Annotated in this window: 14 protein-coding genes and 2 pseudogenes; 4 read left to right on the top strand and 12 right to left on the bottom strand. The window is 40.7% G+C overall.

All coding sequences use genetic code 11. The features are described 5' to 3' along the window. Nucleotides 1–8: 8 nt before the first annotated feature. The 4 genes from CJU60_RS07515 to CJU60_RS07530 all read right to left on the bottom strand — a co-directional run bounded on the left by CJU60_RS07515 (nt 9) and on the right by CJU60_RS07530 (nt 2,902). Nucleotides 9–365 carry an SH3 domain-containing protein gene (locus CJU60_RS07515; protein ID WP_004398671.1) on the bottom strand — a complete coding sequence of 119 codons (357 nt, stop codon included), beginning with the start codon at nt 363–365 and terminating at the stop codon, nt 9–11. A 48-nt stretch (nt 366–413) separates the two neighbouring features. Next, a complete protein-coding gene (locus tag CJU60_RS07520) occupies nt 414–773 on the bottom strand; it encodes an SH3 domain-containing protein (protein ID WP_010335061.1) in 360 nt (119 codons plus the stop codon). A 251-nt stretch (nt 774–1,024) separates the two neighbouring features. Then, nucleotides 1,025–1,678, bottom strand: coding sequence for a VOC family protein (locus tag CJU60_RS07525; RefSeq protein WP_095713404.1), 654 nt, complete (start codon nt 1,676–1,678; stop codon nt 1,025–1,027). A gap of 525 nt (nt 1,679–2,203) precedes the next feature. Next, nucleotides 2,204–2,902, bottom strand: a complete 699-nt coding sequence (locus CJU60_RS07530) for an aspartate/glutamate racemase family protein (protein ID WP_095713405.1) — start codon at nt 2,900–2,902, stop codon at nt 2,204–2,206. A 264-nt stretch (nt 2,903–3,166) separates the two neighbouring features. Between CJU60_RS07530 and CJU60_RS07535 the strand changes: the two genes are divergently transcribed. Beyond that, complete coding sequence (locus CJU60_RS07535; protein ID WP_095713406.1) at nt 3,167–3,535, top strand: CotD family spore coat protein; 369 nt, start codon at nt 3,167–3,169, stop codon at nt 3,533–3,535. A 203-nt stretch (nt 3,536–3,738) separates the two neighbouring features. On the opposite strand, the gene CJU60_RS07540 is transcribed toward CJU60_RS07535, so the two are convergent. The 3 genes and pseudogenes from CJU60_RS07540 to adhR form a co-directional block, all read right to left on the bottom strand. Then, nucleotides 3,739–4,017, bottom strand: a complete 279-nt coding sequence (locus CJU60_RS07540; protein WP_095713407.1) for an HPr family phosphocarrier protein — start codon at nt 4,015–4,017, stop codon at nt 3,739–3,741. 143 nt (nt 4,018–4,160) lie between these two features. Beyond that, a pseudogene (locus CJU60_RS07545) lies at nt 4,161–4,376 on the bottom strand (aldo/keto reductase); the annotation flags it as partial. A 55-nt stretch (nt 4,377–4,431) separates the two neighbouring features. Next, nucleotides 4,432–4,836, bottom strand: a complete 405-nt coding sequence (gene adhR, locus CJU60_RS07550; RefSeq protein ID WP_024122264.1) for an aldehyde stress transcriptional regulator AdhR — start codon at nt 4,834–4,836, stop codon at nt 4,432–4,434. 108 nt (nt 4,837–4,944) lie between these two features. On the opposite strand from adhR, the pseudogene CJU60_RS21800 reads away from it, so the two are divergent. The 3 genes and pseudogenes from CJU60_RS21800 to yraA all read left to right on the top strand — a co-directional run. After that, nucleotides 4,945–5,139, top strand: a pseudogene (locus tag CJU60_RS21800) (hypothetical protein); the annotation flags it as partial. A 190-nt stretch (nt 5,140–5,329) separates the two neighbouring features. Continuing rightward, nucleotides 5,330–6,379 (top strand): NAD(P)-dependent alcohol dehydrogenase, encoded by a 1,050-nt coding sequence (locus CJU60_RS07560; protein ID WP_095713408.1) that lies wholly within the window; start codon nt 5,330–5,332, stop codon nt 6,377–6,379. Between the two features lie 175 nt (nt 6,380–6,554). Next, a complete protein-coding gene (gene yraA / locus CJU60_RS07565) occupies nt 6,555–7,064 on the top strand; it encodes a cysteine protease YraA (RefSeq protein ID WP_069487145.1) in 510 nt (169 codons plus the stop codon). 97 nt (nt 7,065–7,161) lie between these two features. Here the strand turns inward: yraA and CJU60_RS07570 are convergent, their stop codons facing one another. The 5 genes from CJU60_RS07570 to levD all read right to left on the bottom strand — a co-directional run bounded on the left by CJU60_RS07570 (nt 7,162) and on the right by levD (nt 11,937). After that, on the bottom strand, nt 7,162–9,198 hold the full coding sequence (locus tag CJU60_RS07570; protein WP_095713409.1) for a glycoside hydrolase family 32 protein: 2,037 nt from the start codon (nt 9,196–9,198) through the stop codon (nt 7,162–7,164). Nucleotides 9,199–9,338: 140 nt separating this feature from the next. Further along, nucleotides 9,339–10,166 (bottom strand): PTS fructose transporter subunit IID, encoded by an 828-nt coding sequence (gene levG, locus CJU60_RS07575; RefSeq protein WP_024122268.1) that lies wholly within the window; start codon nt 10,164–10,166, stop codon nt 9,339–9,341. 19 nt (nt 10,167–10,185) lie between these two features. After that, a complete protein-coding gene (gene levF / locus CJU60_RS07580) occupies nt 10,186–10,992 on the bottom strand; it encodes a PTS fructose transporter subunit IIC (protein WP_095713410.1) in 807 nt (268 codons plus the stop codon). Nucleotides 10,993–10,996: 4 nt separating this feature from the next. Further along, nucleotides 10,997–11,497 (bottom strand): PTS sugar transporter subunit IIB, encoded by a 501-nt coding sequence (locus CJU60_RS07585; protein WP_095713421.1) that lies wholly within the window; start codon nt 11,495–11,497, stop codon nt 10,997–10,999. Next, nucleotides 11,497–11,937 (bottom strand): PTS fructose transporter subunit IIA, encoded by a 441-nt coding sequence (gene levD, locus CJU60_RS07590; RefSeq protein WP_095713411.1) that lies wholly within the window; start codon nt 11,935–11,937, stop codon nt 11,497–11,499. The genes CJU60_RS07585 and levD overlap by 1 nt, the downstream gene beginning before the upstream one ends. Nucleotides 11,938–11,968: the final 31 nt, after the last annotated feature.

Raw genomic sequence — 11,968 nt, forward strand, 5'->3', positions numbered from 1 at the left:
TTATATAGCTAGTTGCATTTGTAACCGACAGGGCCGTCTGAACCTGTGTAGACATATGTGTCAGAAACATATCCAATGTTCACGACACCACGTGAATCTTTCCACTGGATTTGATCCCAAATATTACTCGTTCCATACTTTCCAGTAACAGTCGTCCCATAAGCGTAACAATAGTAAGGAACACGTGAACCGCTAGGAATGGAAAGCATAATAGGATAGTTTGTACCTGGACCGCTGCGCATATTTACAGGCGCACCGCTGCTTGTTGAGACAGTAAAGTACTGAACGGCAAGTGCCTGACTGGAAAAAATGAATAATGATGCGATCATCACGGTTAACATACTCAGCATTTTCAGTTTAGTCAATGTCATCCCTCTTTCTTCAATTTCTTCATTTTAAGAACGATACATATGCTACCAGCTGCATTTAGGAACTACCGGGCCGTCTGATCCTGTATACATATATGTATCAGAGACAAATCCAGGAACGATCTCCCCGCTGGCAAGCGTCCGTTCTGTGTAGTTCCAAATATTACTCGTTCCATACTTTCCAGTTACAGTTGTACCGGTTTTGTAGCAGTAGATCGGGATGCGGGTTCCGCTCGGAATAGTCGTTACAATCCCCCAACTTGTACCTGGGCCGCTGCGCATATTTACGGGAGCACCGCTGCTTGTTGAGACAGTGTAATACTGAACTGCTTGTGCATGACTAGAAAAAATGAAGAATGACGCCATCATAACGGTTAATAAACTTGCCATTTTTAACTTTCTCAACTTATATCCTCCTCACAATAAATGTCCTGCGTCTGGTTTTCTTACATTCAGTTCAGGAATGATTCGGCAGACCATCTTCGCTCCTTTCGTTTACATATATTGATCATATTACCATCACACAGGTATATGAGAAGTGCCATTATTACTGAATTTTCCGACAGAAGAGAGGATAAAATTTTGGGAATATAGGGATGACAATGCAAGCAAAAATAATGCATGAAAGATATGTCACACACCAATTAAAAGCTTGACTACTCATCAAAATTTTTGATGATCCCTCGGTCAGTTTCAATCATAAGTGGTGCATCTATACTGTATTTATCCGAGAATATCCACCTTCTTCCGACAGGACCTAATAAAATATAGACTCCTTCTTTATACTCCCCCATGAAATGTAAATGGTTTTTTGAGAAAGGTTCATCATTTCTTTGCCGGATTCCCAACTTTAAAAGGTAGTCAAAACATTCTTTAACATGATTCGTAGATAAACCAATCTCACTTATCCCTATTACATTGTCGGGCGTGAATTCTTTTGACCTCGTTTCCGGAGAGGTTTCTAATCGAGAAATAAACTCAACAATATTACCTGCTGGATCTTCAAAATATATCGATCTTGCCTTTGCATTTGCAAAATATACTTCATCATCACCATTTTCTTCAAGTAAATTAACCTTCTTTTTCAGCCATTCTTTTGCTTCTGCGAAAATATTCGAATGGATATTAAACGCAAAATGATAGTAATATTGATTCACTTCGTCTTGATGCAAGGTTAAAATGCTTTCTCCCACTTGAAATGTGGCTAATGTATCAGTTAACGCCAGCCTTTTAAATTGAAGGATATCTTTATAAAAGCTTACAGTTTGATTAAAATGAGAAACAAATATTTCAAGATTTTTTATTTTCATTATTCACACCCCCTCTCTTAATATATCTAAAATGAGAAACAAATTCTTTCTACATTTAGCTTATTTAATCTACATCATTAGACTGAAAAATAAAAAACTACATAAATTTGTTTTTCATTATTATTCATTAGCTTTAAGGATGGATGAAATGAATCACCTTGGTTTTTCATTTCAAAAATCTGTACAGCTGAAGTAAGGTCATCATCAATCTATACCTAGGCATAGGCTTCAGGATTGTCATCTGATTCCTGAACTCGTCACCCGTGTCATGTCTAAAACTGGATAGGTATACCGTTTAGTATATAAGAACAGATATACTCACCTCACTACGCAATTGTTTTCAAAGTCTATCTATTGTGTTAGTGAGACCTTGCTGCCGTCTTCAATATCTTCAAACACAATTTTCAGTGGAAAGGATCATAATATTATCACCCCTATAAAGAGCCTCCTATTTTATGACTTGTATAAACATAATAAAAAAACCGCTCTTAAAAAACGGTTTTAGAGTATAGGAAGGAACTGATTCTAAGATGAAATCGAAAGAGATTTATTCACTGCTTCTCGAGCATGGATTAAGGTTGTATCAAATATTGGCACTTTGAAATCTTCAGCTTTTACTAGTAATCCAATTTCAGTACATCCGAGAATTATTCCCTCCGCTCCTCTATTCATCAAATTATTTATGATTGTGTGATAAATGTTTTTCGATGACTGTTTAATTTCACCCAAACATAGTTCTTGATAGATAATATTATTTATTAATTCTCTTTCATTATCATTAGGCACAATAATATTAATGCCATGAGTCTCAATACGAGTTTTATAAAAATTTTGCTCCATTGTATATTTGGTACCAAGTAATCCTGCTGAACGAATATCTTGTCTGTTCATTTGATCAGCAGTTGCATCGGCAATATGTAAAATAGGTATTGTGATCATTGCTTGGATATCACTAATTACTTTGTGCATAGTGTTTGTGCATATTACAATAAAATCTGCTCCGGCTTTTTCTAATGATCTTGCTGCTTCCCCCAAGGTTTTACCAGCTTTATTCCAAGCTCCTTCTGATTGAAAGTGTTCAATCTCTTTAAAATTAACACTGTACAAAAGACACTTTGCAGAATGTAACCCCCCTAACTTCTTTTTTATTTCCTCATTGATAATTCGATAGTACTCAGCCGACGACTCCCAACTCATTCCGCCAATAAGACCAATCGTTTTCATAGCCCACCTCGATTTAAAATTCGAAATATTATTAGTATTTTAATATATAAGTCATTTTAATACCAGGACTGCTATTATCAAGTATAAAATGATTGATTGGTCTTCCAGGCCCGTAGCTACGGTGGAAATATAATCAAAATGACAGAAAACTTTGCCCCCTTACTTGTCATGTGTATCGATAATATGAGTTTCTTGTCTAGGACAACCTTTTTTCTTCATCATAACTTATATTGTAAGACAAGATTTTTTGAGAGGGTGATTTTGATGAGCTGCAGCAACGGTGGGTTAAGAAGTGTGGACGAATTCATGTTCGGCTCTCGTCGCGGGAACAACGGTACCAATAGCTTCAATGGCTTCAATGGTTTTAATGGGGGTAATGGAGGTAACGGAGGCAACAATGTAGAAACAATTGTTTCTCCCACAAGAAATGTTGTAAATACGACTACCAATGAACGTACTGTTAGACGTGTTCAGCCGACTCATATTGTTAATGTTAATAGAAATGTTACAAGAGTAGAAAATTACTATCCAGTGACACAATCTGCAGAGAATGAAAATATCGTTGAGGAATATGATTGTGGAAGTGACTTAAGAAATCCATGCTGTAAACCAGTAAAAAGATGGAATAGGTAATCATTCAGTAAAGATTCATTTTAGGCATCCTTATGGATGCCTTTTTCATTACCCTATCCTTTCCAATTATAAGATTTTCGGCATTAATATGAAGAGAAATGAGTTGGTTTCTTTAAAGATAAGCATTTAACAAAACGCTCGTATAAAAAAGGGGGACTTGGAGCGAGTCCCTGAAAATGATAAAAAAAGAGAGGTTTTCTTCCTCATTTCTTTGTGAACTTGTTTTTTTGCAAATGATCTTCTATCGCTTGTAAAGCCTGATTCTCGTCAACGCCATTAGCTCTTATCCTTATGTGGGTATTAGGTTTAATTCCTAGTGACATCACATCAATGAGGGACTTGGGTGTATTTTTCAGATCGACAGCTTCCCCTTGATATTCAAGATATATACTAGAGCTGAATTTACAAGCCGCACGTACTAACAAGACTGCTGCACGTGCGAAGCCTGTACTCGCGATAATTGTATACTGTTTTTCTATCATTCTCCCCTGCTCCTTAGGCCTTAGAATTCCTTAAAGAATTGGAATAGGCCAGTTTTTATTCATAAGCCCTCTATTCTTTCTCTCAATCCGAAACATAGTATTTTGTTGATTTCCAGCAATATCGTTTTCGAGCATAATTCATGATGACCAACTATTCGGTGAGGTACATATGGTTCTTCTAGAAACTTAACTTCTGCAGGCATCAATTTAACTGCAAGAGCACCTACGGCATCTTGAAGGTGTGACATTTTCGTAGCACCGATAATAGGAGCTGTTACAGGCTCTTTCTGCAGCAACCAGGCAAGCGCGATATGAATACGGGAGACACCGCGTTTTTCCGCGATTTCCCCTGCTCTTTTATGATAAATGTTAACAAAGAAGGAATTGTTTAATTCATTCTAGCCTTACTGGTACTTATCCATGAAAACTTTCCGTTTTAGGTCTGCTTTTGAGTTTGTCCTCATTTTCGCGCAATTTCCCATCATAATCCTCAATTTTTTTATTTAATCTTTTTATTGTTTCATCAATTTCTTTCCGCTTTTCTATCAATCGCTGTCTTTCGTCAGCCAGGATATTTTTGCGGGCTTCTACTGTTCGGTCTCCTTCAGTAAATAACGTTGTATATTCAATTAACGCTTCTATCGTTAGTCCAGCATTTCGCATGCATTTGATGAATTCAACCCATTTGATATCTTCTTCATCATAATCGCGGATTCCGCTTTCTTTTCGTTTTACCGGCGGGATCAATCCAACACGTTCATAATATCTGAGCGTTGCGGCTGTTAGGCCAAACTGCTTTGCCACTTGCGTAATATTCATATTTTTCACCTCTTTATCCTCTGTTTTTGAAGATAACACTTAAAGTTCACTTTAAGTCAAGAAGAAACCAAGTTTAAACTCTGACGTATTCCTCAATCTCATTCTTCAGGAGATGTCGTGAATATTCCGCCGCACGTAAAACATTGGCATGGCGCAACAAAAGACAGTTGGCTTGTACATGTAACCATTACTCTTAGAGAGACGGACCTGTTCATGATGAATGGTATGATACATGATAAAACGAACGCATCGAGTCAATTGATTCGATGCGTTTTTTTATATGAGCGGCCGTACAGAATTTAATACTTAAGTGTTAAAAAAGCATTATTTCTTCAATAATTGTGTTTACTCTTAATCTTTTATAAAAATATGTTTCTAAAAAAACTCTTGCCTTAAAGTGGACTTTAAGGTTTAAAGTGATGTTGAACACACATGACAAACACCAAGTGACATGTTCTTATCTGGAAACTGACTATATGAAAGGAAGGTCTGTATGTGTAATCATTATAAAACTCGTGTATTAAGCGTACCAAATGCTAAAGCGAAATTTGAACAGACGACAATTGAAAGAAGAGAATTACGGCCGCACGACGTCTTAATCGACATTAAGTTCAGCGGTATTTGCCATTCCGATATCCACAGTGCGTTCGATGAATGGGGCGGAGGAATTTTTCCGATGGTTCCCGGTCACGAAATCGCCGGAGTTGTGGAGGCTGTGGGAGCAGAAGTCACAAAATTTGCTGTCGGAGATCGCGTTGGCGTCGGCTGTTTTGTTGACTCCTGCGGAGAATGCGAATACTGCCTCAGCGGTGAGGAACAGTTCTGCACTAAAGGTGTTGTCCAAACTTATAATTCACTGGACTATGATGGAAATCCGACGTATGGCGGGTACAGCCAAAAAATCGTTGTCACTGACAGGTTCGTTGTTCGGATACCGGACAGTTTGGAGATGGATGTTGCCAGCCCTCTACTGTGTGCAGGGATTACAACCTATTCCCCTCTAAAACACTGGAACGTCGGCACAGGCAAAAAGGTTGCGATTGTAGGGGTCGGCGGGCTTGGTCATTTGGCGATTCAATTTGCGCATGCTTTGGGTGCAGAGGTAACCGTCCTGAGCCGCTCTATGAATAAGAAAGAGGAAGCCCTTGAACTAGGGGCTGACCATTACTATGCAACCAGTAATCAAGCTACATTTACTGAATTGGCCGGGCGTTTTGACGTAATCTTAAATACAGTATCCGCGAACCTTGATGTAGATGCCTATTTATCAATGCTTCGGATAGACGGAACCCTTGTGAATGTAGGGGCACCGGCCGAGCCGGACAAATATAGTGTATTCTCCTTAATCATGGGCCGCCGCAGCCTAGCGGGTTCTCTTGTCGGCGGAATTCCAGAAACACAAGAGATGCTTGATTTCGCTGCTCAGCATGGCATTGCACCTAAAATTGAGGTGATTCGTGCCGATCAAGTGGATGAAGCATATGAGCGTGTTCTTCGCAGTGATGTACGCTACCGATTCGTTATTGATATCTCTACATTATAGTTGTAAAAGGTGGGGTAGCCTCGTTTTGGCTGCGCTTTTACCCTATGAAAACCATAAAACCTATAAACAATCCTTTCGCAGGACTCTTGCGAAAAACATCTCAAGCAAATATTTTGAAGGAAAATGAACGTGCCTGTTATTCTATGGTATATAGGAATTCATAGGAGGTATAAATATGAGCAAAAAAATCGCTGTTCTCGTTACAGACCAATTCGAAGATATCGAATATACAAGTCCGGTAAAGGCATACGAAGAAGCTGGCCATAGCGTCGTTGCCATTGATTTGGAAGCAGGCAAGGAAGTTACCGGTAAACATGGCGAGAAAGTGAAGATCGACAAAGCAATCTCCGACGTAGATGCAAGTGAATTCGATGCCCTATTGATTCCTGGAGGATTTTCCCCAGATTTGCTTCGCGGAGATGACCGGCCGGGTGAATTTGCGAAAGCATTTGTAGAAAATGAGAAACCTGTTTTCGCTATTTGCCACGGCCCGCAGGTACTCATTGATACGGATCTTCTGAAAGGCAAAGACATCACTGGCTACCGCAGCATTCGCAAAGACTTGATCAACGCTGGTGCAAATTACAAAGACGAAGAAGTAGTCGTCAGCCACAACATTGTAACAAGCAGAACACCTGATGATTTGGAAGCATTTAACCGCGAATCATTGAACCTGTTGAAATAAGAAAAAGGCACAGACAGTTTGAGTCTGTGCCCTTTTTTATAGAGAAATTGTAAGAATTTCTTTTCCCCCTTCATTAAAAATGCCTCTTTTGTCTTTTCTAATCAGCCTTTGCGTTGACATTCTGAAAGGCTGCTGTAGCATCCCAAACGTTCAAGCCAAATTGACCTTCTGAGAATGCAGAATCTTCAGCATCTATGACTAGACGGTCATCCAAATATATTTTAAAGTGAGCGCCATGAGCCACAGTTTTCAGATGATATTTTTTATTTATATCTATTGGTGTTTGGTGTTCGGCAATAACAGAGGCAATCCCGTCCTCAAATTTAAAAAATTTCACAAGATCATGTTTCGCATCCACATTGGCTACATAACCGTTTTGTGCGTCTTTATCAGAACGAAACACAAGAGCCCCTGCCCCTTTTCCGTTCCCATCCTTAATGATTATATCGGATTCATAAGTGAAGTCAGCTCCTGATGCTGAAGACATCAGGAAGGAATCGCCGTCTGATCGTCCCTGTTTTCCATCAATTGTGTCGGCCCAAGTACCGTTTACAGTTGTCCAGCCAGTCAAATTGGATATAAACGGTGACGCTCCCCATGCTTTATTTAAAGGATGAATCGTTAGGGAGTTTACCTTAACACGGCCATTAATAGCATATAATTCAAGACCTTTGCTTGATCTATCCGGAAGAATGATGTCAGTCAACACCTGTTGCCCGTCATTGCCAAATACTTCGACTGAAGAGCGGTCAACAAAAATACGCATTTTTATCTTCCCATTTACCGGCTTCAGCGGAGCTGCTTGCTTCCCAGTGTTAAAGGTTGGATTAAAGGTGACATTTCCGGATTGGCTTCGGTCAACGAACAGTTTGCCGCTCTTTTGATGATAACCGACTTTTGTATATTGATTTCTCCCTGTTCGAACCTTAAAACCGAATTCAGAAGCCGAACCTGGATTCACTTGAAACTCTGCATTCATTTCATAAGCATCTCCAGATATACCCGCCAATACATTACTGCTCTCTGGCGATATAATCTTATTTTTCCACTTCTGCGCGGCTCCCCTGATAGATTGCAGCTCTGTTACTGGTGTTTGAATAACTCTGATCCCTTTAGAAAACGCTTTCAATTTTACTTCTCTTGGAATAGTCATTGCACTTCTCCATGGAGATGTAGGAACATCGTTGGCATATTGCCAATTGCTCATCCACCCTAGCCAAAGCCGCCGTCCATCTGAAGAAGGAACATCGGACCAAGAAACAGCCGCATAAAAGTCTTTACCGTAGTCGGTCCATAATACTTTGTCTGACGGGTTTTCGTTCTTGAAAGTTGTTCCATCAAAACTTCCTACAAAATATTGCATGCCTGATCCTCCTGAAACCGCACCATTTCCGACACTGACTTGCATCACCCATTTCTTTTGTTTCGGATTGCCGTCTACAGGAAGTTCAAATAAATCCGGACATTCCCATACGCCTCCATGACTTCCTTGTCCTTGTCCAAACTCACTTGCATATGTCCACTGCTTCAAATTTTTCGATGTATAAATGAGAATTCGGTCACCAGCTGCCAGGACCATCACCCACTTTTTATCTTTTTCATACCAAAACACTTTCGGATCGCGAAAATCTTTTTTTCCCGGGTTTGGAATGACCGGATTACCTGAGTATTTCGTCCACGTTCTGCCTTTATCATTACTATAGGCGACGCTTTGCACTTGGCCGTCTTCATGATCCTGCGTATATATAGAGACAAGCGGCTTCTCCTTTCCGGTTTGAAAACCGCTTGTATTATTCCAATCGACCACTGCGCTCCCGGAAAAAATTGTGCCTTTTTCATCAGGTGACAGCGCTATGGGAAGGTGCTTCCAGTGAACTAAATCCTTGCTTACTGCATGGCCCCAATGCATCGGCCCCCATTGCAGACCGTATGGATGATGCTGATAAAACAAATGATACTCCCCTGCATAATAAACCATTCCGTTTGGATCATTCATCCAGTTTGCCTCTGGTGTGAAATGATATTGGGGACGGTAATCCTCATCATAGTAGCTTGAATCGGCTGCACTTACTGGCAGTGCCATAGTAAACAGCATGGTGAATAGGATCACGACTTGAATTAGCTTCTTTTTCATTCTGATTCTCTCCTCTCTAACATTTAAAAACATTCAAGAGAGACATCTGCACGAGTGATCCGTGATAAAAGCTGTATCGAATGATGAAGAGGTTATGAGAAAGACTTCTGCAGGTTCTCCCCTTTTTACCCGTTAAGCGCTTATGCCAGAAATCCAGCCCAATAGCCAAGAATACCGATCACAAATATGCCAACTATAATAAGGAGCGGATTTACTCCTTTTCGCAGCATCCATGCCACTAATAAAGTCAATCCTAAAGGCAGCACCCCCGGCATAATGCTGTCTAAAATATTTTGCACAGTTTGAACGTCAACTTTTCCGTTATCATCTTTAATTCTTGAAACAACGATCGGGATGTTGATGGTGGTCCACTTGGAGACCAAAGCCCCCATCACAAATAACCCGAGGATGGAAGCACCTTCTGTCAGTTTTTGAATACGATTCCCTGCTAGATCCTGCAGAATCTCCATCCCTTTTACATAGCCATACTTTAAACCGTAATATTTTGTGGTTAATCTGATGGCATTCAGCAGGAAAAAGAACAGCAGAGGACCGGCAATGTTTCCGCCTAAAGCAAGAGAAGCCCCTAAAGCAGCCAATACGGGGCGTACGGTTCCCCAGAAAATAGGATCGCCCACACCCGCTATCGGACCCATTAAACCGATTTTCATCCCGCTTATTGCTTTCCCGTCTATTCCTTTATTGTTCGCCATTTCTTCTTCCATGGCAGCTGTCACCCCAAATATGGGTGCGGACAGCCACGGATGTGTATTAAACCATTCCAAGTGGCGCTGCAAAGCTGCGTTTCTTTTCGCTCCCGGACCGTACAATTTTTTTATCGCCGGTATCATCACATAGCAATATCCCATTGCCTGCACACGTTCAAAGTTAAATGAGCCGAGCAAGAAATTCGAACGGATAAACATACTGAAAATGTCTTTCTTTGTTAATCTTTTTTCTTTCTCCAATTTTCATCCCCCCTCGTTCTTATGCATCAAGATCGTCATCATCATCATAGACAGCTGCATTGCTGCCGTCTGCGGCTGCGGCGACTGCCCCGTGGGCGCTATTTTTTTGCATAACCTGCTGGTATAAAAGCGCCAGACAGAGACCAAGAGCGCCAAATCCTACTAAATTGAAATCGGTAAACGCTGCCAACAAAAAACCAATATAGAAAAATGGCTTAAGATAAGGGATATTCATCATATTGATCACCATTGCATACCCCACAACAACAATGATGCCTCCTCCTATTTGCAAACCTTTGGTAATGACTTCAGGAATATTTCCCAAGAACGCCTGAACAGCGCTCACACTGATTAAGGCCACAATCAAAGTCGGTATCATGACACGCAGCGCTTGAAACACCATGGCTGTAACATGCATAATTTCAATTCCTTTGATATTCCCCTCCCTGGCATATTTATCAGCACGGTGAATGAAAAAGACAGTAATCGTTCGGACAAAAATAGTAAGCGCTTGACCTGCAGCTGCCAAAGCAACAGCGACGGCAATGCCTTCACCAATGCCTTGATCAGCGGTAATCACTAAAAGGGTTGAAATCACAGAGGCAATGGCTGTATCAGGCGCCATGGCGAGGCCGACATTCATCCAGCCCAGCGCCATCAGCTCCAGCGTTCCTCCTAAAATGATTCCTGTTTTTAGATCACCAAGCACAAGGCCAACCAAAGTGCAGGCAATCAGCGGACGGTGTGTTTGTCCTTCATCCAATACACTTGCAATACCTGTAATGGCTGCAATGATTAACAACAAAATAATTTGTATTGAAGTCATCATCTCATCCCCTTGATGATTTTGTTACATTTCTCAAAATCTCCATAAAGTCTTCACTGGTATCAGAAGGCAGCTGCCTCAATTCCAGTGTGACGCCTAATTCATTTAATGTTTCAAACGCCTCTGTATCCTCTTCAGTTACGCTGACTGATTTGGTGATTTGCCGGCGATTATTCTCAAAACGCATCCCTCCGACATTTACGGTTTTGATAGGGACGCCTGCTTCTATGAGAGATACAATATCGGATGGGTTTTCAAACAGCAGCATCGCCGTTACCCCTTCGTAGCGCGGACTATGAAACGCCTTTGCCATTTTAGAAATTGATACGGCACTCGCCTTTACATTGGAAGGAGCAACAGATAGGATCAGGGTTTTTCTCATTTCATCCTGCGCAACGTCATCTGACACAACGATGATTCGGTCTGCTGCATGGACTTTAATCCATCTTGTCAGGATTTGGCCGTGAATAAAGCGGTCATCAATTCTTGCCAATGTAATGTTCATCATAGTTCATCCTCTCTTTTTTCTTCACAAACTGTTTTTGCTTTTTCTAAATGTTCGCTGCAAACTTGAAAGCTTTGCTGGCTCATTTTTTTTAAGTGATTCAGCAATTCTTTGAGTTTCAGATGTTCTCTCAGGCTTAAAACCTCCAGTAGTATCGGCAGGTTTATGCCGGCAGCCATATCCATTCTTTGATCCTTAGCGATGAAGGAAGCCGCTGCGTTATACGGTGTGCCTCCAAAAATATCAACTAAAAAAAGCACCTCATTTTCTTTCGGAATATCCTGAAGCGTCTGATGATATTTTTCTTGCAGCGTTTGGATGCCCTCTCCTTTAAAAAACGGCACCGCTATCAGATGATTTTCTTCACCGAATATCATGCCTGAAGATTCTTTTAATGCTATGGGAAAGTCCCCATGTCCGCTAATAATGACTGAAATCATAACACGATTGCTCCTTTCCTTTTTCGTACAC

This window comes from Bacillus sp. 7705b, from assembly GCF_002289525.1.
Taxonomy (GTDB): domain Bacteria; phylum Bacillota; class Bacilli; order Bacillales; family Bacillaceae; genus Bacillus; species Bacillus halotolerans.